Source organism: Ethanoligenens harbinense YUAN-3, assembly GCF_000178115.2.
In the GTDB taxonomy this organism is placed as follows: Bacteria; Bacillota; Clostridia; order Oscillospirales; family Ethanoligenentaceae; genus Ethanoligenens; species Ethanoligenens harbinense.
Genome location: NC_014828.1, coordinates 140127 through 164452 on the forward strand (window position 1 = coordinate 140127; position 24326 = coordinate 164452).

Here is a 24326-nt window from a genome sequence, read left to right on the forward strand (position 1 = left end):
CGTCGTTGCGTCGGATTCTGAAAGCAATCTATCGGTCATTGGGCGGATTGCCCGGTTCTTTACGGGGACGGGTGCAGAGTTCCTTCACGATCCAGAACGGCTGCAAAAACAGTCTGCCGCGCATCATGATGAAAACCCCGATGACGGCAAACACCATCTCGATCCACATGCACTGCACCAGCACGTTCCATACGCGCAGGATGAACGGCCACATAGCATCATCTCCCCTGTGAACAGTATAGCACATCCGACGGCTTTTATGGAAGATTTCCCGTTTTTTCACTGCCGGAACCGTTCAGATATAAATGGTATGCCCCGATTTTTGATTGACCGTCGCGCGGATACAGTCTCCGACGATATGCAGCCCTTTGTCCAGCTCTTTTGCGGACGCGAAGCTGATGCGAAGATGCCGCTCGAAGCCTGCCATCGGCGAGATGTAAAACAGGCTGCCGGGCGCCACCAGCACATGCTGCTCCTTGCAGCGGTAAAAAATTTCCCGGTCGGTGATGTCCCCCGGCAGCGTGAGCCAGATGCCGAACCCGCCCTTCACCTCGCCGGCCCGCACGCCAAACGGCTTCCACGCGGCCACTCGTGCCAGCGCGGCGGCCGCCCGCTTCCGGTAGGCGCCGGTGATCTGCCCGATGTTTTTTCCCCAGCAGCCGGACTGAAAATAAGCCGCAAGCGCCCGCTGGATAAGCCCCGAGCCGGAAATGTCGGTGGCGTATTTGACGGCGGAGAGACGCTCGAGCAGCTTCGCGGGCGCGATCACATACCCCGTGCGGATGCCGGGCATCAGCAGCTTGGAAAAGCTCTTGACATAGACCACCCGCCCCGCCGTATCCTCCGCCTTGAGCGGGAACAGCCGCTCGCCTTTCAGGTTCACGTCTGAAAACAGATCGTCCTCGATGATATAGAAATCGTACTGCTCGGCCAGCCGGAGCAGACGCCTCCGCTTTTCCACCGACAGGCTCACACCCGTGGGCGTCTGATAGACCGGCATGGTGTAAAGCAGGCGTGGGCGGTAGCGCTGTGCGTAATAGGCCAGAATATCCAGATTCAGGCCGTCGGCTTCCATGGGTATGCCGAACAGCTTTGCCCCCTGCAAGGTGAAAACCGAACGCATGCCGATATAGGACGGCATTTCGGCAAAAACGGTGTCTCCCGCGTGCAGAGTGGCTTTGGAGAGCAGGTCCAGCGCCTGTTGGGCGCCGGAGGTGACCAGAATTTCCTCCGGACGGCAGCGGATGCCGTACTGTGTTTGTGAAAAGGATGCCAGAATTTCCCGCAGCGGGTAATATCCTTCGCTTTCCTGATAGGAGAACGCATAACCGCCGTCGGTGTCCAGCACCGTGTTGACGGCTTCTTTGAACTCCGCCACCGGGAACACCTCCGCCGTGGGGGAATTGCCCGCCAGGTCGATCATCTCCCCGGAGAGCGTCAGCCGCCCGTTGCTCAGGTCGGTATAGTCGCCGAACAGGTCGGCCACCTCGTCCTCTTTGGGCGGCGGAACCGTCGGCGGCAGCAGATAGGTGCCGCTGCCCGGCCTGGTGTAGGCGACGCCCTTTTCCTCCAACACGCGATAGGCGGCCACCACGGTGGCGTTGTTCACCCCGAGCCGCCCGGCCAGCGCGCGCACCGACGGCAGGCGCTCGCCGCCCGGGGCGCCGCTTTCCCGCAGCCGGTTCTCGATGGTGTCGGCCAGCGCGTGATAAAGCGGTTTGCCCGTTTTCTTGAATTGTATCGATACAATTTCCAGCATAAAATCCCGCTCCATCCTTGAATCCACAGGAATCGGATTACTATAATAATAACACGTTAAGATTGTAACGCAACAGTTTGGAGGAATTTTCGTGAGTGACCGGTATGAACTGAACAAGAACCTGGCGCAGATGCTCAAGGGCGGCGTCATTATGGACGTGACCACGGCGAAAGAAGCCGAAATCGCGCAGGCCGCGGGCGCGGTAGCCGTGATGGCGCTGGAGCGCGTGCCTTCCGATATCCGCAAGGAGGGCGGCGTGGCCCGCATGTCCGACCCGCGCATCATCAAGGAAATCAAAAATGCGGTGACCATCCCGGTGATGGCCAAATGCCGCATCGGCCATCTGGTGGAGGCGCAGGTTTTGCAGGCGCTGGGCATCGACTATATCGACGAGAGCGAAGTGCTCACCCCTGCCGACGACCGGTTCCACATCGACAAGCACGCGTTTAACATCCCGTTTGTGTGCGGCGCGCGCAACCTGGGCGAGGCCCTGCGGCGCATCGGCGAGGGCGCGGCCATGATCCGCACCAAGGGTGAGGCCGGCACCGGCAACGTGGTGGAAGCCGTGCGCCACATGCGCACCATCACCGCGGACATCCGCCGGCTGCAAAACCTGCCCGCGGACGAACTGATGACGGCGGCCAAAGAACTGGGCGCGCCTTATGACCTGGTGGAGGAGCTTGCCGAGACCGGGAAGCTGCCGGTGGTCAACTTCGCGGCGGGCGGTATCGCCACTCCGGCGGACGCTGCGCTGATGATGCAGCTTGGCAGCGAAGGCGTGTTCGTCGGCTCGGGCATCTTCAAATCCGCCGACCCGGAAAAGCGCGCCCGCGCCATCGTGAAAGCGACCACCTATTACAACAAGCCCGAGATCATCGCGGAAGTCTCCGAAGATCTCGGCGAGCCGATGAAGGGCATCGACCTGAACACCATCCCCGAAGAAGAGCGGCTGGCGACAAGGGGCTGGTGAGATGAAAACCGTCGGCGTATTGGCTTTGCAAGGCTCGTTCCGCGAGCACCTGGCGATGCTGGCCAAACTGAACGATGTCACGCCCCTGGCCGTAAAGAACACGGACGACCTCGCGCGGGTGGACGGGCTGATTCTGCCCGGCGGCGAGAGCACCGCGCAGGGCAAGCTGCTGCGGGATTTTAAGCTGCTGGAACCGCTGCGGGTGCGCATCCGGGACGGGCTGCCCGTCTGGGGCACCTGCGCGGGACTGATTCTGCTGGCCAAACAGATCGAGGGCGGCGAGCCGACTCATCTGGGCGTGATGGACATCGCCGTGCGGCGCAACGCCTACGGCGGGCAGCTCGACAGCTTCACCGCTGCCGCCGTGCTGCCCGGTATCTCGCCCGAACCGTTCTCGCTGGTGTTTATCCGCGCGCCGTGGATCGAACAGGCAGGCGCGGGAGTGGAGGTGCTGGCGAGGTATGGGGAGCATATCATCGCCGCGAAAGAACGAAACATGCTGGTCACCTCGTTTCACCCGGAACTGACAGGTGACATGCGGTTCCATGCGTATTTTGTCCGGCAGATCGCGGGATAACACAAAGACAGCAAACGGGAGCGGGGCGTGTGCAGTTGCACATGCCCCGCTCCCGTTTGTGTTAAAGCGTCGTCATCCGACGGCTGCCTTACACCTTATTGAATCTCAATGCCGGTATCGCCGCCCTGCTCGCCACTCTTGGGCAACACGACGTTGAGTACGCCGTCCGCGTATTTGGCGGAAATGCCCTCACGCTTCACACCAGGCAGGTAAAACGCGCGGCTGCTCTGGCCCACCCGACGCTCATGGCGCAGATAGCCGTCCTTTTCGACTTTATTTTCTTCGCTGCGGCTGACGGAAACGGTCAATGTACCGCTCTCGGCGTAATGGATGGCAATGTCCTGTTTCTGAACGCCCGGGATATCCACCGATACCGCGTATTCCGTGTCCGTTTCCTTGATATCGGTCTTCATTTCCCCCGACATCACAGTGGAGAAGAACGGTTCGCCGAAGAAACTGTCGAACAATGAGCCTTTGCCTTCATACGGCACCATACCACGATGATTGCTGAAACCCAACATGATGAACAACCCCTTTCTTTTGATTGCAGGTATAGTATACCCTATTGGTCAAAGAAAGTCAAAGTCTATTTTTGGCTGTGAATTGGTTTGCTCTCTCATGGGGGCGCATCTTTGCATGTTGTCCGGCCCGTGCGCGCGCAATCAAGCGTTTTGGCCCGATTTCACAGCATCCGAACGCTGGTCGAAAAGCGCATGCGCACGTCCTAATTCTATACGGAACGTTGATTGTATCCTTTCCATTCGGTACAAGCCTACCGAATAGCGCCTGCTTTGTAAAAATTCGGCCTGTTTATACAAAATGGAAATAAAAAGCCGCCGGTTTACCCGGCGGCCTGCTCTACTGTACGCAATGTATCCGTCACGCGTTTTCCACGGCTGAAACGGCATAACCCGTGCCGTCGTGCCGCAGAGTATACCGCATGGTCTTGACCGACGCGGGCGGCACGACGGAACCGTCGGCGCGTTGTGTCCATCCTGTGCTGGGAACATAGCCCACCGTCACGGCCAGGGTGTCCCCGTCTTGCCGCACGGCGGTGACGCGGGGCGTGTAAACATCCTTTTTGGCCGTCACCGGTACGTCATACCGCTGTGTATCGGCGTGGTAGACATACTCCACACCGTCCGACGCAAACGTGCGGAACGACGGCGCCGCATCGCTGCCGAAAAACGTGCGGTAAGCGCTCCGCACACGGTCGGCCGGCACGGACTGCCGGTCGTCCGACGTATAGGCGTAATGATCCTGCTCCGCGGCGACCCACACCGCGGTTTTCAACATCCAGTCCCGATCCGCGCGGGCAAGGCTGGCAAACGGTTTGGGGTCCTGCGCCACCAGGGGCGCGAGGTACGTTTCCAAAGCGGAGGCGGCTCCGGCCGACGACGCCTGTGCGGACGCCGTACTGCCGGACGCGGCGCCGGCACCGCCTCCGCCCGCGGCGGCAAACGCCAGCACCAGCATGACCGCCCCGGCGGCCACCACCACCAGCCCCAGCATGCCCGCGCTGCTCCGCCCGCGCCGCCTGCGGCGGCGGACGGCATGCAAACGCGCCATGCGCCCGTCCTCAGCGAATCTGCCCGGACCCGTAGATCTGGTATTTCACGGTGGTCAGCTCCGCCAGGCCCATCGGCCCGCGCGCGTGCAGCTTCTGGGTGGAAATGCCGATTTCCGCACCGAAGCCGAATTCGCCGCCGTCGGTGAAGCGGGTGGACGCGTTTACATACACCGCCGCCGCGTCCACTTCCCGCAGGAAGTGCTCGCTGTTGGTATAATTCTCGGTTACGATGCACTCGCTGTGCCCGGAGCCGTACCGCGCGATGTGCGCGATGGCCTCGTCCAGACTGTCCACAACCTTCACGGCGAGGATATAATCCAGAAATTCAGTGGCCCAGTCGTCTTCCACGGCAGGCTGCACGTCTCCGCCGAGGATGGCGCGCACGGTTTCGTCGCCGCGCAGTTCCACCTGCTTGGTATCCAGCAGTGCTTTCGCGCGGGGCAAAAACGCCACCGCGATGTTCTTATGCACCAGCAGTGTTTCAGCCGCGTTGCAGACGGAGGGACGCTGCGCCTTGGCGTTAAAAATGATCTGTGCTGCCATCTCGGTGTTTGCGCTTTCGTCCACGAACACATGGCAGTTGCCCACGCCGGTTTCGATGACGGGCACGGTGGCGTTTTGCACCACGCTTTGGATGAGGCCCGCCCCGCCGCGCGGGATGAGCACGTCGAGATAGCCGTTCAGGCGCATGAGGGCGGCGGCGCTGTCGCGCGTGGTGTCCTCGACCACTTGAATGGCGTCCTCGGGCAGGCCGCTCTCTTTCAGCGCGCCGCGCATTACCCGCGCAAACGCGAGATTGGAGCGAATGGCTTCTTTGCCGCCGCGCAGAATGCAGGCGTTGCCCGCTTTGAGGCAAAGGCTGGCGGCGTCCACCGTCACGTTCGGGCGCGATTCAAAAATGATGCCCACCACGCCGAGCGGCACCCGCGTCTTGAAGATGCGCAGACCGTTGGGGCGGGTCCAGCCCGCGTCGAGTTTGCCCACGGGATCGGGCAGGCCCGCCACCTGCTCCATGCCCGTGGCGATGCCCTCGATGCGCGCGGGCGTGAGGGTCAGCCGGTCGATCAGCGCGTCGGTCAGGCCGTTCTGCCGGCCGGCCTGCACATCTTCGGCGTTGGCCTGCAAAATGTCGGCCTCTTTGGCGCGCAGCGCCGCCGCGATGGCAAGCAGCGCCCGGTCTTTCTGCCCGGACGAGACTGCCGCCAGCACGCGCGCGGCGTCTTTCGCCCGTTTGCCCATTTCCTGTATCGTCATGTCCGTTCTCCTTTTGGGTTTGCGGGAAAATAGGTGCCCACTTGTTTCCCGTCGAACAATGCGTATAGTTTTTCCGGGTCGGACCCGTCCATGATGACCATATCGATGCCGTTCTTCGTGACCATCTCGGCGGCTTCCAGCTTGGTGACCATGCCGCCGGTGCCCAGCGTGGAACCCGCGCCGCCCGCTGATGCGCGCACCCGTTCATCCACCGATTCCACCACTGGGATGAGGCAGGCGTCCGGCGCCTCGCGCGGGTTTTTGTCAAACAGGCCCTCGATGTCGCTCAGCAGCACCAGCGCGTCGGCCTGCACCAGCACGGCCACCACGGCGGAGAGCGTGTCGTTTCCGCCAAACGCCATGGCTTCTTCCTCAAGCTCTTCCACCGCTACCGAGTCGTTCTCGTTCACCACCGGGATGACGCCGAGCGACAGCAGGGTTTCGAAGGTGTTGACGAGGTTCTGCCGGGTGCTGTCGTGGTCGGTGAGGATGCGGGTCATGAGAATCTGCGCCACTACCTGCCCATAGGACAGGAACAGTTTGTCGTAGAGGTACATCAGCTCCACCTGCCCCACGGCGGCGGCGGCCTGCATCATGCGCGTGTCGCGCGGTCGCTCGTCCAGCCCCAGCCGGGTGGCGCCCACGCCGATGGCCCCGGAGGTGACCAGAATCACATCCTTGCCGCTGTTTTTGAAATCGGACAGCACCCGCACCAGTTTTTCGATGCGCCGGATATGCAGCCGGCCGTTCGGGTAGGTGAGGGTGGAAGTGCCCACTTTGCATACGATCCGTTTTGCGTCCTGCAACGCCATGTCGTTCACTCGTTTCTTTTCGGTCTGTTTTTTTATTATACCATATCCGCCCGCTCCGGCACAGCCCGCTTTATTCACAGATTCGCCATAAATTTGTGCTATGTTCGTCATGCACGCGTGCCGCTGCGATGGTTCCCGGCCGGCCTGATACCGTCCTTCCGCCAAACACCAGATATGTTCCCGGGAGAACCGTATAAGAGATAAATTGGGCCCGGCCGTTCCGGCGGATATGCCGGATTTTTATTGAAGAATGCGATCAGGTTTCGCACGCAATCGGGGGAGTTTGCATGATACATAGTCTGCGCCCAAAATGGGGCCGCACCGAAATTTTACAGGTAATTCTGGCCGGGCTGGCCGTTTTGCTGGCATTTTTTCTGAGTTTTTACAATTTTGCGCAGGACGGCTACGGCAATCTATATTATTCGGCGGCTGTTAAAAGCATGACCACCAGTTGGCATAACTTTTTCTTTCTTTCGTTCGACCCCTCCGGCTTTGTGAACGTGGATAAACCGCCGCTCGCATTTTGGATGGAGGCCGCGTTCGTCAAGGCGTTCGGCTTCCATAGCTGGACGCTGCTGCTGCCGGAGGCGTTGGAAGCCGCCGGTTCGGTGCTCATCCTTTACCATCTGGTGAAGCGCCGCTTCGGGTTCGCGGCGGGCTGGATCGCCGCCGTCCTGCTGGCCGTCACGCCCATTTTCATTGCGGCGGCGCGCTCCAACAATCCGGACGCCATGCTGGTGTTGATGATGCTCTTTGCGGCGTGGGCCGCCACACTGGCCGCCGAGACGGGGCGCTTCCGTTATCTGGTGCTCACCGCCGTCTGCGTCGGCCTAGCCTTCAACACTAAGATGCTGGCGGCGTTCCTCGTTCTGCCCGCCTGTGCACTGGCCTATCTGTTTGCCCGCGGCATGCGCTGGCGGCGCAAATTCCTGCATCTTGCTGCAGCGGCGGCTGTGCTGATCGTGGTGTCCTTTTGCTGGGTGGAAGCGGTGGACCTCACACCGGCAGCCGACCGCCCGTTTGTGGGCAGCAGCGCCGACAACAGCGAGATGAACCTCGTACTCGGCTACAACGGGCTCAACCGTGTGTTCGCCAAAGAGCATGCACCTGCGGACACGGCAGCCGACCGGCGCGTAAACACGCGCACCGCCACACTGCCGAAACGCCGCAGCTCGGCGACAGACAGCCGGGTGGTAGACAGCCGGGCCGCGGTCCGCGGCACCGGTGCGCAGCGCGACGCGCCCGGCGCGACGCGACTGCTGGACCTATACACCGGGGAGCAAATCAGCTGGTTTTTACCGCTTGCCGCCGTTGGCGCGGCGGCCGCGGTCGTTTATGTGCTGGGGCTGGAAAAGGAACGGCGTCGCGGCAAAATCACGGCGCTGCTGCTCTGGGGCGGATGGTCGGCCGTCATGGTCGTGTTTTTCAGCTTCTGCGGCAATCTCACGCACCGGTATTACCTCAATGTCATCGCGCCGGGCCTGGCGGCGCTCGGCGGCATCGGTATGGTTTGCATGGTCAGGTTGGCACTGCAAAAGGGCAGCGCATGGTGGAAGGCGTTGTTCCTGCCCGCCGGGCTGGTTTTGAGCGCCGTGTTCCACCTTTCGCTCCTTACAAACTACCCGGACTGGTTCCATGCGCTCTGGCCGCTCGACGCCGTCTGCATCGTGCTGGCCGCCGTTTTGCTCCTGCTCCGTTTCCACCCGGTATGGATGCGGCCGCGCGTGTTCACCGGCATTGCGGGGGCCGCGCTGGTCTGCCTGCTGGCGACGCCGTTCTGCTGGTCGTTCACCGCGGTGCTCGGGCACGTGAGCGGCAGTGACGCCGCCGCAGGCCCCGTTTTACTGCGCGGAAAAAACGGGGAAATGTTCCCATCTCTTTCCTATATCGTCAAGAGGCTTAAAGACGCCACCTCCGACCCTGCGCCGTCGTCTGATGATATGAAACTGGAAACTTATCTGGAACAGCATCGGGACGGGGCGGTCTATCTCGCCGCCGTGCCGGGCGCCCCGCTCGCGGAAAGCCTTATCGTCGATACCGGTGAGCCCGTCATGGCCATCGGCGGCTTTAACGGCAGCAACCCCATTCTTACTCTTGGTGATTTGCAGCAACTGGTTGCCGAAGGCAAGCTGCGGTATTTTCTGAGCACATCCCCCGTCGCCGCCGAAACGGAGGCGCCCGGCACAACGGATGCGCCGGGAAATGCGGCTGCCCGGCTGAACCAGTCTTCGCCATATGACAGTTCGCATTCGGAACGGCTCCGCGACGGCGTGAATACCTCCGACGGACAACTGCCGGAAAACCTGCGCAACGCCTATCATGCAGATGAGGATGGCCGACTTTGGGCAACCGGCCGCAACGAGGCAAACGGCGCCGAACTTCGCAGTACACGCGGCCAAAACCCGAACGCACCCATCTATGCGTGGGCCGAAGCGAACAGCCAGATCGTCCCCTCGGATACCTATCTGGGAAATGGCAGGCCGGACGACCCGCACGCTACGTTATACCTTCTCTCGCAGGCAAAAGCCAAAGCCGCCCTAAGCTGAATGGTCGCCGTCCCACCAAAAAGGGCGCGCCGCATTGCGGCGCGCCCTTTTTATCTGCCGGAAAAAAACGTTCAGACGCGCAGATCGCGCTCCCCGTTTTCCAAGCGGCGCAGGTTTTCCCGAATGGTGTCGTAGATCGGTTCGCCCGCAAAGCGCGCAACGTGTTTGGCAATGATCTGCTCGCCCTTTTCGCGCGTTTCCGGGCCGGCGTAGTCGAGCAGGTATTCCTTGAACGTGAAGATGGCGTTGGGAATACAGAAATGGTGCACGAATTTGGACTTGGCCAACCCCATGAACTCCTCGCCCACGCGCCCCATGCGATAGCAGGCCGTGCAGAACGAGGGGATGTTGCCCATCTCCCCGGTTTCCAGGACCACATCATCCAGCGAGCGGGTATCGCCCAGCGAAAACTGCTCCTTGTCCGGCAGGGCGTTGGCGTCTTTCACGCCATAGCCGCCCACGCCGATGCGCGTGCCGCCGTCGATCTGGGACACGCCCAGCGGCAGCACCGAATCGCGCACCTCTTTGGTCTCACGCGCGGTGCAGATCATGCCGGTATATGGCACCGACAGCCGCAGGACGGCCACCAGCTTTTTGAAATCCTCGTCACTTACCGCGTATTCGGGGTGGTCGGAGAACGGCGTGCCGGTCGCGGGCGTGATGCGCGGGAACGAAATGGTGTGCGGCCCCACGCCGTTGAACGTCTCCTCCAGATGGATGGTGTGGTAAAGCAGGCCCATCACCTCGAACCGCCAGTCGTACAGCCCGAACAGCGCGCCGATGCCCACGTCGCCCAGACCGGCTTCCAGTGCGCGGTCCATCGCGTAGAGCCGCCAGCGGTAGTTGCCTTTGACGGTGTTGGCCGGATGCAGATGCCGGTAGGTCTCGTGGTGATAGGTTTCCTGGAAAACCTGGAAGGTGCCGATGCCGATTTCTTTGAGACGGCGTAGCTCCGGCACCGAAAGTGGCGCGGCGTTGATGTTGGCGCGGCGGATCTCGCCGTTGCCCTCCTTGACGCTATAGACCTTTTCGATGGACTTGCAGAGGAAGTCGATGCCGGTGGACGGCGCTTCGCCATAGACCAGCACAGTGCGTTTCTGGCCCTCGCGGATCATGGTGCGCACCTCTTTGTCGATTTCGTCCATCGAGAGGGTCTTGCGGTGCATCATGTGATTGCTGCGGCGGAACCCGCAGTATTTGCAGTCGTTGGCGCATTCGTCGCTGATATAGAGCGGCGCGAAGAAGACGATGCGGTCGCCGTAGACCTCCTGCTTGAGCCGGTTGGCCAACTCGTACATTTCGGTGATTGTTTCCGGGTCGCTGTTCTGGAGAAGGATGGCCGTTTCTTCCGGTTCGAGCCGGACGGTCTTCTCCGCCTTTTGGAGCACCGCGCGTACCGCCTCTCTGGACGGGTTCTCCGCCGCCTTGAGCTGGCTCCAAATCTTATCGTCGTCTATAAAATCATGGTCCTGCCGGTCATAGGCGGCCATTTCGTCTTCATACTGTTTCAGATAATCCATCGTTTTACACTCCTTCTGTTGCGTGCGCGCCGCCCTGGTTTTTCGTCAGCGCCGTCTTAACCGTCACATGGGGGATGCGCCCGAGCCTGCCCGTCATGGCGCTGATATGGTCGTTTTCTCCGTCCACAATGAGCGAGATGACCGATACGCCGCGTTCGCGGCAGGGGATGCCCATCCGCCCCACCACCAGCGCGGCAAATTCGTGCAGCACGGCGTTGATCTGCGCCGCCGAGCCGAGGTCCTCCACCACGATACCCACGACGCCGAGCCGTTTGTCCTCCAAACCAACCATCCTTTCCGTTGCCGCACGGCAAAAAGCGCCTTTTCCCCGCAGGGAAAAGGCGCAGAAAGATCCATCTTTCGGCGTTCCTTCCCGCGCGGGGCAAGCAGCCACACGGTCAGTCGCAAAATTGTGCAGAACCCGCAGCAGCAGCCGACACGCCGGAAAAGCGGACGTGCCTTCGACTGCGGCAGGTTTTCTGTATTCAGTATAACAAAACCGAAAAAAAACGCAATGCTCTTTTCAGAAAAAACGCAACGGGCAAAGCCACTGTTTTAAAATATGGTTTTTTTGTGTTATAAAAAACCGCCCGAATGCTTTCGGGCGGCGGGAAACGCGGGGGTTTAACCCATCAACTGTACCATTACGGCCTTTTGGGCGTGCAGGCGGTTCTCGGCTTCCTCAAAAATCTCGTCGGCGTGCGCCTCGAAGACATCGGCGGTGATCTCCTCACCGCGGTGCGCGGGCAGGCAGTGCTGTACCATCGCGTCGGGTTTGGCCACCGCCATCAGCTCCTTGTTGACCTGATAGCCCGCAAACGCTTTGCGGCGTTTGGCGGCCTCTTCTTCCTGTCCCATGGACGCCCAGACATCGGTGATGACCACATCGGCGCCGGCGGCCGCTTCAAGCGGGCTGCGCACCAGCGAGAACCCGCCCTGCTTCTGCGCAAAATCCAGCACGGAGGCATCCGGTTCATAGTTCTCCGGCGTGGCGACCGCCACCTGCATGCCGACTTTCAGCCCACCCACGATGAGGGAATTAGCCATGTTGTTGCCGTCCCCGATAAAGCAGAGCTTCAGCCCTTCCAGGCGGCCTTTGTGCTCCCGCACGGTCATCAGGTCGGCCAGCACCTGGCAGGGGTGAGCAAAATCCGTCAGCCCGTTGATGATGGGAATGGACGCATGGTCGGCCAGCGCCTGCACCTCCGCCTGCTCAAACGTGCGGATCATGATGCCGCTGAGGTAGCGCGAGAGCACACGCGCGGTATCTTGGATCGGTTCGCCGCGGCCGATCTGTGACTCTTTGGAGCTGAGGAAGAGCGCGTGTCCGCCGAGTTGGTACATGCCGGTCTCGAACGACACCCGCGTGCGGGTGGACGCTTTTTCAAAGATCATGCCCAACGACTTGCCCGCCAGACGCGGATGCGGGATGCCGTGCTTGAGCTCATATTTGAGCTGGTCACCGAGATTGAGAATATCCAGAATCTCCTGCGTGGAGAGGTCCAGCAGTTTTAAAAGATGTTTCATATCTGTACGCCTCCTGTTTTATGGGTGTGGTCACGCACCGGCCCGAAGCTGTTCGATCACGCCGGACAGAATGGCAAGCCCCTTGTCGATCTCCTCTTTGGTGATAACCAGAGGCGGCAGCATGCGCATCGCCGTTTTGGCGGTGAGGATGAGCAGACCCTCTTTGGCGGCTTCGACCGCCACCTTGCCGCTGTCCACCCCCTCGATCTCAAAGCCGATCATCAGCCCCAGACCGCGGATGCTGTGCACGCCGGGCAGCTTTTCCAGCCCGGCGCGGATATAGGCCGCTTTATCGCGCACCGCCTGCAAAAAGGCCGGTTCGGTCACGCGGGAGAGCACTTCGATGGCCGCCGCACAGCAGATGGGCGTGCCGCCGAACGTGGTGGCGTGAGTGCCGGGGGTGAAAACGTCCTTGCATTTTTCGCCGCAGAGCACCGCGCCCATCGGCAGGCCGCCCGCGAGGGCTTTGGCGCAGGAGACGATGTCCGGTTTGACGCCGAACTCTTCAAATCCGAAGATATGCCCGGTGCGCCCGATGCCGCATTGCACCTCGTCGAAGCAGAGCAGCACGTCTTTTTCGGCGGCAAGCTGCGCCGCTTTTTCCACAAACGCCTGTTCCAGCGGGTAAACGCCGCCCTCGCCCTGCACGGCTTCCATCAGGATAGCGCAGACATCGTCCTGCACCGCCGCTTCCAGCCCGGCGGTGTCGTTTGCGGTTACAAAGCGGAACCCGTCGGTGAAGGGGAAGAAATAGTTGTGGAACACATCCTGCCCGGTGGCGGAAAGGGTGGTGACCGTGCGCCCGTGGAACGAATTGTTCAGGCAGACGACGGTGCCGCGGCCCTTGCCGTATTTGTCGAAGCTGTACTTCCGCGCCAGCTTGATGAGGCCCTCGTTGCTTTCCGCGCCGGAGTTGGCGAAAAACACGCGGGAAAAGCCCGTGCGCTCGCAGAACAGCCTGGCGCATGCGGCCTGCACCGGGCTGTAGTACAGGTTGGAGATGTGGGCGAGCTTGGCGGCCTGCTCGCTCACAGCCTTTACCCAGCCGTCGTCGGCATAGCCGAGCGCGTTGACGCCGATGCCGCTGCCGAAGTCGATGTAGGTCTTGCCGTCCACCCCGGTGGCGGTGGCGCCTTTGCCCGAGACCAGCGCCACGTCGAAACGGCCGTAGCTGTGCATTACATACTGGTCGTAGGCCGCCTTGGTTTCTTTAAAATCCATGGGAACCTCCTCCTTATCCATATCCATAAAAACGGCGCGCGCCGTTTTAAAATGTATCGTAAAAAACCGTGTGATCGAGCGGCTCGCGCACATCGTGCATCCGCGGGTTGGGCACCGCGTCGTCGGCCGGATAACCGAGCGGCATCAGGCTGACGATCTCATACTGCTCGGGAATGCGGAACGCTTTCCGCAGTTTCTGCGGTTCGAACATCCCGACCCAGAGCGAGCCCACGCCGAGGTCGGTGGCCGCCAGCATGATCTGTGTCAGCGCGATGGAAACGTCCACCCGGCCGAAATCCCGCTCGCTGCCGACAATCTCTTCCCCGGTGGAGCGGTCGCAGCAGGCCAGCAGGACGACCGGCGCGCCGAAATGGCAGGGCGTGCAGGGGCGTATTTTTTCCAGCGCTTCCGCGCTCTGCGCCACCAGAATACGCTGCGGCTGCCGGTTGCAGGCCGAAGGGGCAAGCTGTCCCGCTTTCAGGATGCGTGTGAGCACCTCGGACGGGATGGGCGTGTCTTTGAATTTGCGCACCGAATAGCGTGTGCGGATTACCTGCTGAAACTCCATCGCAGATGCTCCTTTCTGTATGGAGGTCGCTTACAGGAACATGGTTCCAATGCCGCCGTCGGAGAACATTTCCACCAGAATGGAATGCGGCCGCCGGCCGTCGATGATATGTGCGCGGTTGACACCCCGCCGCACCGCCTCCACACAGCAGTCGATCTTGGGGATCATGCCGCCCGAGATGATGCCCTGCCGGATAAGATTGGGCACCTCGCTGACGTTTACCACCGGGATGAGGGTGTTTTCGTCGTTTTTGTCGCGCAGCAGGCCGCGGATGTCGGTGAGCAGAATGAGCTTTTCCGCGCCAAGTGCGGCGGCAATGCGGGCGGCGGCGGTATCGGCATTGATGTTGTAGACCTTGCCGTCCCTCCCCGCACCCATGGTGGCCACCACGGGGATATAGCCGTGTTCGAGCGCGTCGTTGATGGGGGTGACGTCCACATTGGTCACCTGGCCCACCTGCCCGAGGTCGGTGCCGTCGGCAAACATCCGCTCCGCCTCGATCATGCCGCCGTCCAGCCCGCAGAGGCCCAGGGCCCGGCCGCCTTTATGCTGGAGACTGAGCACCAAGTCTTTGTTCACCTTGCCGCCCAGCACCATCTGCACGATGTCCATGGTCTCGCGGTCGGTATAGCGCAGGCCGCCGACGAACCGGCTCTCTTTGCCGACTTTCTTCAGCATGTCGGTGATCTCCGGGCCGCCGCCATGCACCAGCACCACCCGGATGCCCACCAGCGAGAGCAGCACCAGATCGGTCATCACCGCATCCTTGAGCTCGCCGCTCACCATGGCGTTGCCGCCGTATTTCACCACGATGGTCTTGTTATTGTATTGTTGGATGTATGGCAGCGCATGCACCAGCACCTGCGCTGTTTCGTTTTCCGAAATTCCCATGGCCGCAAGGCTCCTATTGCTGTTCACGTTCTGTAATCCCCGTTGATCTTCACATAATCATAGGTGAGGTCACAGCCCCACGCAGTGGCCGTCGCCTCCCCCATATGCAGGGCGATGTGGATGACCACTTCGTTGCGCATGAGCACGCTCGAAGCATCGTCCTCGGAAAAGTCGATGCCCGCGCCGCGGCGGCAGACATCTACTTTGCCGGCCACGGAGGAAAAAGAAACATCTACTTTCTTAACATCCACGTCCACCGGCGCGTAGCCGATGGCGCAGAGCACGCGGCCCCAGTTGGCATCCGACCCGAACATGGCCGCTTTTACCAGGCTGGACCCGACGACCTCTTTGGCCACCACGCGCGCGGTGTGTTCATCCGCAGCGCCTTCCACCACACAGGTCAGCAGTTTGGTCGCGCCCTCGCCGTCGCCCGCCACCATCCGGGCCAGACGGATGAGTACGTTTTCCAGCGCCTGCTCAAACAGAAGGTAATCCGCGTCCTCCTCGGTGATGCGCGCGTTGCCCGCCAGACCGGAGGCCAGAATCGCCAGCGTGTCGTTGGTGGAGGTGTCGCCGTCCACCGTGACCATATTGAAGCTCTTGTCCGCCGCCGCGCGCAGGGCTTTTTGAAGCATGGCCGCGTCGATATCCGCGTCGGTGGTGACGAAGCTGAGCATGGTGGCCATGTTGGGATGGATCATGCCGGAGCCTTTGGCCATGCCGCCGATGCGGCAGGTTTTTCCACCCAGTTTACATTCCACGACCGCCTGTTTGGGGCGGGTGTCGGTCGTCATGATGGCCTCTTCCGCCGCATCCGCGCCGTCCACCGAAAGGTGTGCCGCAAGTGTGCCCACATGGTCGCGGATGGGCTCGATGGGCAGCACCTGCCCGATTACGCCGGTGGAGGCGACCACCACGTCCTCCGGGGCAATGTGCAGCGCGTCCGCCGCAAGACGGCACATTTCCCGCGCTTTCTCTTCGCCGTCGGCGTTGCAGGTGTTGGCGTTGCCGCTGTTGCAGATGATGGCGCGGGCTTTTCCGTCGGCCAGATGGCGCTTCGTTACCAGAATGGGCGCGCCCTTGACCTTGTTCTGCGTGTAGACCGCCGCCGCGTCGCAGGGCTTTTCCGCAAACACCAGCGCGAGGTCTTTTTTGCTCTTGTTTTTGCGGATGCCGCAGTGGACGCCCGCCGCGGTGAAGCCCTTCGGCGCGGTGACGCCGCCGGGAATCTCCTGTATCTCCATGATTCTTCCTCTTTCGTTCTATCATTGACAGCGGGCCGAAGCCGCGCATTGCAAAATTTTCTGATATGGGTTGTGCCCGTTTCAGGCTGTAAGTCTGCGATAGCGTGCAGTTTCCCTGAATATAAAGGCGGGCTATGCCCGCTTCAGGCTGTGGACTTGCGCAATCTCTCAACTTCCCTGAACTTAAAAGTGGGCTGCGCCCACTAGGGCGGTGCGTTCGTCGATACCGAGCATCAGGTTCATGCACTGCACGGCCGCGCCGGACGCACCTTTGCCCAGATTGTCCAGCCGGGAAACGACCAGGATCTCCTCGTCGTGCCCGAATACAAACAGATCGAGCCGGTTGGTGCCGTTGGCGCCGTCCGCCCCGAAATAGCCGCCGTCAAAACCCGACTGGTCATCGAACGGTATCACCCGGATGAACGGCTCCCCCTGATAATATGCCGCATAGAGTTCCCGCACAGCGGCCGCGTCGAGGTCTTTTGCCAACAGTTCACGCCGCAGGGGCAGCAGAACCAGCATACCCTGTCGATAGGGGCCGACCATCGGGGTGAAAAGCGGCGGTTTTTCCAGTGCGTTTATTGCCTGCATTTCGGGCAGGTGTTTGTGGTGCAGGCCCAGCGCGTACAGCCGGGGGCTTTTGAGCGCCGGGTCGTCTTTGCGCGTGTCCTCATATTGCGCGATCATGGCCTTGCCCGCGCCCGAATAGCCGGAAATGGACTGCGCCGTCAGCGGATAATCGGCAGTGAGCACGCCCTCCGCCCGCAGCGGATGCACCGCCGCGTTGAACCCGGTGGCGTGGCAGCCCGGCACGGCCACACGGCTCGCGGTGCGGATTTTGCCCCGCTGGGCTTTGTCCAGCTCCGGGAAACCGTATATCCAGCCGGACGCGGTGCGGTGCGCAGTGGAGGCGTCGATGACGCGCACCGCCGGGTTCTCGATGAGGGCGACCGCTTCCCTCGCCGCCGCGTCGGGCAGGCAGAGGAACACGATCTCCGCTTCGTTCAGGCAGGCTTTGCGCGCGGCGGGGTCGCGGTGCTTTTCCGGGTCGATGACGATCTGCTCAACATCGTCGCGGGCGGCAAGGCGCGCGCCCAGTTCCAGACCGGTGGTGCCGTGCCGGCCGTCTACAAAAATGCGGTGCTTCATTTTTCCGCCCCCTGCAAAAACGCATGCAGCTGTGCAAGCTGGGCCTCCACGGAGGAAAGACCCGGGCCGCCCTGCGATACACGCCCGTTCACGCAGGTGTCCAGCGCGATGGCGTCGAACACGTCGTTTTCAAACAGCGGGCTGTGCGCCTGGAATTCGTCGAGCGTGAGGGCCTCCAGCGTTTTGCCGTGCCCGATGCAATAGGCCACCAGCGTGCCGGTGATCTTGTAGGCGTCGCGGAACGGCATGCCTTTTTTGGTGAGATAATCGGCGCAGTCGGTGGCGTTGATGAAGCCGCCGGACGCCGCGCGCCGCATGTTCGCAGACAGCACCCGCATGGTGGCCAGCATGGGCGCAAAGGTGGACAGGCACAGCTTGACGGTGTCGATGGCGTCGAACACGGCCTCCTTGTCCTCCTGCATGTCTTTGTTGTAGGCCAGCGGCAGGCCTTTCATGGCCGTGAGCAGCGCCATCAGGTCGCCGTATACCCGCCCGGTCTTGCCGCGCACCAGCTCGGCCACGTCGGGGTTTTTTTTCTGCGGCATGATGCTCGAGCCGGTGGCATAGGCGTCGTCCAGTTCCACAAACTTGAATTCCCACGAGCACCAGAGGACGATTTCTTCTGAAAAGCGCGACAGGTGCAGCATAATCAGCGAGAGTGCCGACAGCAGCTCGATGCAGGCATCGCGGTCGGCCACGCCGTCCAGACTGTTGGCGGTGGGGCGGTCGAAGTCCAGCAGCTCCGCCGTGCGCGCGCGGTTGATGGGGTGGGTGGTGCCGGCCAGCGCGCCGCTGCCGAGCGGGCATTCGTTCATGCGCCGGGCACAGTCGGCCAGACGGGAGTCGTCCCGCATGAACATCTGGGCATAGGCCAGCAGATGGTGCCCGAACGTGATGGGTTGGGCGCGCTGCAAATGCGTGTAACCCGGCATCACGGTGCATTTGTTGGCCCGCGCCTGTTTTTCCAGCGCGGAGAGCAGCTCCGTCACCAGTCCGCGCACGGCGGTGATTTCCCTGCGGAGGTAGAGCCGCACATCCAGCGCCACCTGGTCGTTGCGGCTGCGGGCGGTGTGCAGGCGCTTGCCCGCGTCGCCGATGCGCCGGGTCAGCTCGGCCTCGATGAACATATGAATGTCCTCGGCCTCGGGGTCGAACGGCAGCGCGCCGCTTTCGATATCCGCGAGGATGCCGCCCAGTCCCTCGATGATAGAGGCCGTTTCCTCTTTTGTCAGAATGCCCTGCTCGCCCAGCATGGTGGCATGGGCAACGCTGCCCTGTATATCTTCCCGGTACATGCGCGCGTCAAAGGAGATGGAGGAATTGAAGTCGTTGACGCGGCTGTCGGTTTCTTTTGCGAATCGTCCCGCCCAGAGTTTCACGAGATGCGCCCCTTCCTGTTCCTGCGATTATTTTCCGTGCTTTTGGTTGAGCTTGGCCCGCACGGAGAGCGGCAGGCCGAACAGGTTGATGAAGCCGGTCGCGTCGTCCTGATTATAGACATGGTCCTCGCCGAACGTGACGAGGTCTTCGTCGTAAAGCGACCACGGGGAGGTGACGGAGGCGTTGGTGATGTTGCCCTTATAGAGTTTCATCTTCACGTCGCCGGTTACGGTCTTCTGCGTTTCGTCCACAAAGGCGGAAAGCGCTTCGCGCAGCGGGGTATACCACTTGCCGTCGTAAACCAGTTCGGCAAATTTCTGCGCCACCAGCGACTTGTAATGCGCGGTGTCGCGGTCGAGCGTGATGGTCTCCAGCGCTTCGTGCGCGTGGTAGAGGATGGTGCCGCCGGGCGTCTCATACACGCCGCGCGATTTCATGCCCACCAGACGGTTTTCTACGATGTCGAGCAGGCCGATGCCGTTGGCGCCGCCGAGCTTGTTCAGCTTTTCCACCATGGAGACGGCGTCCAACGTTTCGCCGTCCACCGCGGTGGGGATGCCCTGCTCAAAATGCAGGGTCACATAGGTGGGCGCGTCCGGCGCTTTTTCCGGCGAAACGCCCATTTCCAGCATCTCATTGTATTTCGGCTCGTTGGCGGGGTCTTCCAGATCCAGACCCTCGTGGCTGAGGTGCCACAGGTTTTTATCTTTGGAATAGCTCGTCTCGCGCGTGATGCGCAGCGGGATGTGGTGCGCCTCGGCATAGTCGATTTCCTCGTCGCGGGACTTGATGTCCCACTCGCGCCACGGGGCGATGATGGGGATATCCGGTGCGAATGCCTTGACCGTCAGCTCAAAACGCACCTGATCGTTGCCCTTGCCGGTCGCGCCGTGGGCGATGGCGTCGGCTCCCTCTTTGCGGGCAATCTCCACCAGCCGTTTGGCGATGATGGGGCGCGCGAACGACGTGCCGAGCAGGTATTTTTCATATTTCGCGCCCGCTTTGAGCGTGGGCCAGATGCAGTCCTCCACGAACTCCTTGCGCAGATCCTCGATATACAGCTTGGAAGCGCCGGTTTTTTTCGCTTTTTCTTCCAGACCGGAGAGCTCCTCGCCCTGCCCCACGTCGGCCGACATGGCGATGACTTCGCAGCCGTAGTTTTCTTTCAGCCACGGGATGATAATGGACGTGTCCAGTCCGCCCGAATAGGCCAGCACCACTTTTTTATACGTTTTTTTCATATTTTAAACCTCCACATGGGTAGCTTCCACTGCATGCCGCATGACAATTTACCAAACAAAAAGACGGGCGCGGAGCCCGTATGTATCAGTATACACTATTTTTGCATAAATTCAAGCATTCTTGAATATTTATGCGATTTTGCATGCGTTTTGTATCATTTCACAATCCCGCTGCGTTCCAGAGACTGATTTTTAGCTCTTAATTTTCCAGACGCCGGCTCTGCAGGTCTTCGGGATGCGTACGGTAGCGCCGCATGATGCCCGCGAGAATCTCCGCGCTGGACGGCGGTGTCCAGGTGACGGCGTTGGCGCCGGCGCGAATGGTTTTGGAGATGCTTTCATCCGTGGGGCCGCCGGTGGCAATGATCGGCAATTTGGGATACTGGCTGCGGATGGATGCGACGATGTCCGCCGTGTGCGGGCCGCCCGAGACGTTGATGATGGAGGCGCCGGCCTCCACGCGGCTGGAGATGTCCTCATCTGAAACGACCGTGACCACCACCGGCAGGTCCACCGTTTCGCAAAGCAGAGCAATGATGTCGTTGGCGGTGGGCGCGTTGACCACCACGCCCATGGCGCCCTGAAATTCCGCATTGAGCGCGTTGTTGATGACGCGTTTGCCCATGGTGATGCCGCCGCCGATGCCACAGAACACCGGGATATCGGCCGAGAGCATGATGGCCTGCGTGATGATCGGCTGCGGGGTGAACGGATAGACGGCGATCACGGCATCGGCGTTCACGTTGCGGATCACAGACACATCGGTGGTAAAAACAAACGATTTGAGCAGCTTGCCAAAAATCTTAATGCCCGAAGCCTGCCGGATGCTTTCCGGCACCTTGAGCATATGTCTGCGCAGATTCCCTTCAAATTCAGGAATAAAAGGCTCCATCCGTTTTCCTCCTTCATCCATGTATCATACAGCAATTCCCAATTATTATAGCATGTACAGAACGAAAATCTATCAAAAATCATGAATTTTCTTTCAAACGGCGATATTTGCAAAAACAGGCCCGCCGCCTCAGCGGAAAACCAGGAAAATATATCCTTTTACGCCCGTGTGGCGTTGCAATCCGGCAAGCGCCTGTGCTACTATAAGAGAGCGGAGCAAATCCGATCAACACACATGGGAGGCATGCATCATGGCCGCATTACACGAGATCCCGCCGGAGGAAATTTCCGGAAACGTATTTGACCTGATCGGCAAACAATGGACACTCATCACCGCCGGGACGGAGAGCCGCTTCAACACCATGACCGCAAGCTGGGGCGGCCTGGGCGTTTTGTGGGGCGGCCCGGCGGCATTCATTTTTGTGCGCCCGCAGCGTTACACGCTGGAATTTCTGCACCAAAACCCGAAATTCACGCTCAGCTTTTACGACGAAAGCCATCGCAAGGCCCTGAACCTGCTGGGCAGCAAATCGGGGCGCGACGGTGATAAGGTGGCGGAAGCCGGCCTGACCCCTGTGTTTGCCGACGGCACCACCTATTTTGAAGAAGCCGGGCTTGTCCTGTTCTGCGAAAAGTGGTATGAAAGCAAGATGCAGCCCAGCGGCATCAAAAAACCGACCGCCATCAACCCGTTCTATCCGCAAAAGGATTACCACCATATGCTCGTGGGGAAGATCACCAAAGTGCTGCAGGCGTAATGCCCGCCCGCATGCATCATGTTTCCGTTTGTCATCCCGCACACGCAGACACAAAGGGGCCGCGCCTTACTGGCGCGGCCCCTTCTGCCGGAACGATGGCGACTCATTATACCGATGACGCTGCGGACCGATTGCTTTTTTCAGCGCCGGAAGTCTGAACAAACGTGTGGTTGCTGGAGTGCCTGGCTCTTGCCAGACAACAGTCATACCCAAACCCGTGTAGGGCTTTACGCACTGTACGCTTTACCGACCGAAAAAATGGCCTGTTTCCATCCGCCAAACCGCTGGTTTTCCAACGAATCGCACCTTATTCGATTGCCTTTCAGATATCCATTGGTCGATTGCTTCATCCCTCCGTGCAAATGATCGCAGGGCCCGAACACAATCTCTTGCGCCAATGTTTGGAACATAAACGCTCCCTGTTGCAGCCGCCTCTGTGTGCTGCGAAACCAAACAACATCTGGCTGCCGACCTATCCGGTTACCTGCTGCGAATCCACTGAAACCTCCGAGCCCATTGGAATCGCCCCCTTTACTGGAGAATGTGTTGGTCTTTTGCTGTGTCTATATGATAGCACGGCGTATGGATAATGTCAACAGTATAGTTTAACATTTTTTGATTTTTTTATTCATTATACGCAGAATTTCAGGCAAACAGTGCTTGATCCGGCAAAAATGAACGGGGGCGGCACCGCTCCGGGTGCCGCCCCCGCCATATTGGGCAGGCTGCCTGCCTTATTTTTCAAAAACCGCGCCGCGCGCACCCGAGGTGACCATGGCGGCATAGCGCTTGAGATAACCGGTGAGCTGACGGTCCGGCGCATGGAACCCGGCCTGCCGCCGCTTCTCGATCTCCTCATCCGGCACCAGCAGCTCCAGTTTCCGGTTCGGGATATCCACCGAAATACGGTCGCCCTCCTGCACAAAGGCCAGCAGACCGCCCGCCGCCGCTTCCGGCGACACGTGCCCGATTGCCGCGCCTTTGGAAGCGCCGGAGAACCGCCCGTCGGTGATGAGCGCCACGCTGTTATCCAGCCCATAACCGGCCAGCGCGGAGGTAGGCGTCAGCATTTCACGCATGCCCGGGCCGCCCTTGGGGCCTTCATAGCGAATGACCACCACGTCGCCGGCTTCGATCTTGCCGCCGAAGATGGCGTCGCAGGCTTCCTCTTCGCTGTTGAACACCCGCGCGGGGCCTTCGTGCACCATCATATCCGGCAGCACCGCACCCTGCTTCACCACCGAACCCTCGGGGGCCAGGTTTCCGCGCAGCACGGCGATGCCGCCGTCTTTACGGTAGGGGTTGTCCAGTGTGCGGATGCATTTGCCATCGGCCGCGGGGGCTTTGGCGATGCGATCGCCCACCATCCCCTGCACGGTGACGGCATCGGTATGGATGATGCCCGCTTTAGCCAGTTCCTTCATCACGGCCGCGATGCCGCCCACCTCGTCTAGGTCTTCAATATAGAATTCCCGGGTGGCGGGGCTGAGCTTGCAGATCTGCGGCGTGGTTTTGCCCAGCTCGTCAAAGATGCCCATGTCGATCTCCACACCGGCCTCATTGGCAATGGCGGTGAGGTGCAACACGGTGTTGGTGGAGCAGCCCAGCGCCATATCGCTGCGGATGGCGTTTTCCACCGCGTCTTTGTTGATGATGTCGCGCGGGCGGAGATTTTCGTTCAGCAGCTCCATGATGCGTTCGCCCGATTCCTTGGCCAGCCGGATGCGCGCCGACTTCACGGCCGGGATGGTCCCGGCTTTTGGCAGCGACAGGCCGATGGCCTCGGTGAGGCAGTTCATCGAGTTGGCGGTATACATGCCGGAGCAGGAGCCGCAGCCCGGGCAGACCTCGTTTTCGATCTCGCACAGCTCTTCGTCGCTCATCTTGCCGGCGGCATGCGTACCCACGGCCTCGCACACGTCGTTGAAACCGATGCGCTCGCCGTTGTGGTGCCCGGCGTACATCGGGCCGCCGCTGATGAAAATAGACGGCAGATTCAGCCGGAGAGCCGCGAGGACCATGCCGGGCACGATCTTGTCGCAGTTGGGGATGAAGACCACCGCGTCCAACGGATGCGCGGTGAGCATGACCTCGATAGAATCGGCGATCAGCTCACGCGAGCAGAGTGAATATTTCATGCCCTGGTGGTTCATGGCGATGCCGTCGCACACGCCGATGGTGTTGAACTCAAACGGTACGCCGCCGCCCGCCTGAATGCCCGCTTTCACCGCGTCTGCGATGTTCTGCAGGTGCATATGCCCGGGGATGTAGTCACTGGCCGCGCAGACCACCGCCACAAACGGGCGCTTGATCTCACGGTCGGTCAGCCCCAGCGCTTTGAGCAGCGCACGGTGGGACGCCCGTGTGGGCCCTTTTTTAATCAAATCACTTCTCATAATGGCACCGCCCTTTATGTTCCGCCCGCCGCGCGCGGCGACGGGATGGTTG

At 60.8% G+C, this 24326-nt stretch carries 22 protein-coding genes; 4 read left to right on the forward strand and 18 right to left on the reverse strand.

Annotated elements, in window-relative coordinates; translation table 11 throughout:
* Positions 1–28: 28 nt before the first annotated feature.
* Positions 29–214, reverse strand: a complete 186-nt coding sequence (locus ETHHA_RS00675; protein ID WP_013484100.1) for a hypothetical protein — start codon at positions 212–214, stop codon at positions 29–31.
* An 81-nt stretch (positions 215–295) separates the two neighbouring features.
* A complete protein-coding gene (gene pdxR, locus ETHHA_RS00680; protein ID WP_013484101.1) occupies positions 296–1759 on the reverse strand; it encodes a MocR-like pyridoxine biosynthesis transcription factor PdxR in 1464 nt (487 codons plus the stop codon).
* Between the two features lie 91 nt (positions 1760–1850).
* Here pdxR and pdxS point away from each other — a divergent pair, with 91 nt between their 5' ends.
* Together pdxS and pdxT are read left to right on the forward strand one after the other, a co-directional pair.
* Positions 1851–2729, forward strand: a complete 879-nt coding sequence (pdxS, locus tag ETHHA_RS00685; protein WP_013484102.1) for a pyridoxal 5'-phosphate synthase lyase subunit PdxS — start codon at positions 1851–1853, stop codon at positions 2727–2729.
* Position 2730: 1 nt separating this feature from the next.
* The gene (pdxT, locus tag ETHHA_RS00690; RefSeq protein WP_013484103.1) at positions 2731–3306 is read left to right on the forward strand and encodes a pyridoxal 5'-phosphate synthase glutaminase subunit PdxT; all 576 of its coding nucleotides are present in this window, start codon (positions 2731–2733) and stop codon (positions 3304–3306) included.
* A 95-nt stretch (positions 3307–3401) separates the two neighbouring features.
* Here pdxT and ETHHA_RS00695 read toward each other — a convergent pair whose 3' ends face one another.
* The 4 genes from ETHHA_RS00695 to proB all read right to left on the reverse strand — a co-directional run bounded on the left by ETHHA_RS00695 (position 3402) and on the right by proB (position 6942).
* On the reverse strand, positions 3402–3827 hold the full coding sequence (locus ETHHA_RS00695) for an Hsp20/alpha crystallin family protein (RefSeq protein ID WP_013484104.1): 426 nt from the start codon (positions 3825–3827) through the stop codon (positions 3402–3404).
* 358 nt (positions 3828–4185) lie between these two features.
* Positions 4186–4875, reverse strand: a complete 690-nt coding sequence (locus ETHHA_RS00700) for a hypothetical protein (protein WP_013484105.1) — start codon at positions 4873–4875, stop codon at positions 4186–4188.
* Between the two features lie 10 nt (positions 4876–4885).
* The gene (locus tag ETHHA_RS00705; protein WP_013484106.1) at positions 4886–6130 is read right to left on the reverse strand and encodes a glutamate-5-semialdehyde dehydrogenase; all 1245 of its coding nucleotides are present in this window, start codon (positions 6128–6130) and stop codon (positions 4886–4888) included.
* Positions 6127–6942, reverse strand: a complete 816-nt coding sequence (gene proB / locus ETHHA_RS00710) for a glutamate 5-kinase (RefSeq protein WP_013484107.1) — start codon at positions 6940–6942, stop codon at positions 6127–6129. The genes ETHHA_RS00705 and proB overlap by 4 nt, the downstream gene beginning before the upstream one ends.
* Before the next feature lie 287 nt (positions 6943–7229).
* Here proB and ETHHA_RS00715 point away from each other — a divergent pair, with 287 nt between their 5' ends.
* Positions 7230–9488: an ArnT family glycosyltransferase gene (locus tag ETHHA_RS00715; RefSeq protein ID WP_013484108.1), complete on the forward strand. Its 2259-nt coding sequence runs from the start codon at positions 7230–7232 to the stop codon at positions 9486–9488.
* Between the two features lie 71 nt (positions 9489–9559).
* Here ETHHA_RS00715 and hydG read toward each other — a convergent pair whose 3' ends face one another.
* The 11 genes from hydG to ETHHA_RS00775 form a co-directional block, all read right to left on the reverse strand.
* Complete coding sequence (gene hydG, locus ETHHA_RS00720; RefSeq protein ID WP_013484109.1) at positions 9560–11008, reverse strand: [FeFe] hydrogenase H-cluster radical SAM maturase HydG; 1449 nt, start codon at positions 11006–11008, stop codon at positions 9560–9562.
* 4 nt (positions 11009–11012) lie between these two features.
* A complete protein-coding gene (locus tag ETHHA_RS00725; RefSeq protein ID WP_013484110.1) occupies positions 11013–11291 on the reverse strand; it encodes a TM1266 family iron-only hydrogenase system putative regulator in 279 nt (92 codons plus the stop codon).
* Between the two features lie 341 nt (positions 11292–11632).
* Positions 11633–12535 carry an ornithine carbamoyltransferase gene (gene argF / locus ETHHA_RS00735; RefSeq protein ID WP_013484111.1) on the reverse strand — a complete coding sequence of 301 codons (903 nt, stop codon included), beginning with the start codon at positions 12533–12535 and terminating at the stop codon, positions 11633–11635.
* Between the two features lie 30 nt (positions 12536–12565).
* Positions 12566–13756, reverse strand: a complete 1191-nt coding sequence (locus ETHHA_RS00740) for an aspartate aminotransferase family protein (protein WP_013484112.1) — start codon at positions 13754–13756, stop codon at positions 12566–12568.
* 46 nt (positions 13757–13802) lie between these two features.
* Positions 13803–14324, reverse strand: coding sequence for a nitroreductase family protein (locus tag ETHHA_RS00745; RefSeq protein WP_013484113.1), 522 nt, complete (start codon positions 14322–14324; stop codon positions 13803–13805).
* A 30-nt stretch (positions 14325–14354) separates the two neighbouring features.
* On the reverse strand, positions 14355–15215 hold the full coding sequence (argB, locus tag ETHHA_RS00750) for an acetylglutamate kinase (RefSeq protein WP_013484114.1): 861 nt from the start codon (positions 15213–15215) through the stop codon (positions 14355–14357).
* A gap of 23 nt (positions 15216–15238) precedes the next feature.
* On the reverse strand, positions 15239–16459 hold the full coding sequence (argJ, locus tag ETHHA_RS00755) for a bifunctional glutamate N-acetyltransferase/amino-acid acetyltransferase ArgJ (protein WP_013484115.1): 1221 nt from the start codon (positions 16457–16459) through the stop codon (positions 15239–15241).
* A gap of 183 nt (positions 16460–16642) precedes the next feature.
* The gene (gene argC / locus ETHHA_RS00760) at positions 16643–17608 is read right to left on the reverse strand and encodes an N-acetyl-gamma-glutamyl-phosphate reductase (RefSeq protein WP_013484116.1); all 966 of its coding nucleotides are present in this window, start codon (positions 17606–17608) and stop codon (positions 16643–16645) included.
* A complete protein-coding gene (argH, locus tag ETHHA_RS00765; RefSeq protein ID WP_013484117.1) occupies positions 17605–18987 on the reverse strand; it encodes an argininosuccinate lyase in 1383 nt (460 codons plus the stop codon). The genes argC and argH overlap by 4 nt, the downstream gene beginning before the upstream one ends.
* Before the next feature lie 27 nt (positions 18988–19014).
* Positions 19015–20229, reverse strand: a complete 1215-nt coding sequence (locus ETHHA_RS00770) for an argininosuccinate synthase (RefSeq protein ID WP_013484118.1) — start codon at positions 20227–20229, stop codon at positions 19015–19017.
* A gap of 199 nt (positions 20230–20428) precedes the next feature.
* Positions 20429–21121: a hydrolase gene (locus tag ETHHA_RS00775; RefSeq protein WP_013484119.1), complete on the reverse strand. Its 693-nt coding sequence runs from the start codon at positions 21119–21121 to the stop codon at positions 20429–20431.
* A 250-nt stretch (positions 21122–21371) separates the two neighbouring features.
* Between ETHHA_RS00775 and ETHHA_RS00780 the strand changes: the two genes are divergently transcribed.
* The gene (locus tag ETHHA_RS00780) at positions 21372–21878 is read left to right on the forward strand and encodes a flavin reductase (protein ID WP_013484120.1); all 507 of its coding nucleotides are present in this window, start codon (positions 21372–21374) and stop codon (positions 21876–21878) included.
* A 734-nt stretch (positions 21879–22612) separates the two neighbouring features.
* Here ETHHA_RS00780 and ilvD read toward each other — a convergent pair.
* Positions 22613–24274: a dihydroxy-acid dehydratase gene (gene ilvD, locus ETHHA_RS00790; protein WP_013484121.1), complete on the reverse strand. Its 1662-nt coding sequence runs from the start codon at positions 24272–24274 to the stop codon at positions 22613–22615.
* Between the last annotated feature and the right edge of the window lie 52 nt (positions 24275–24326).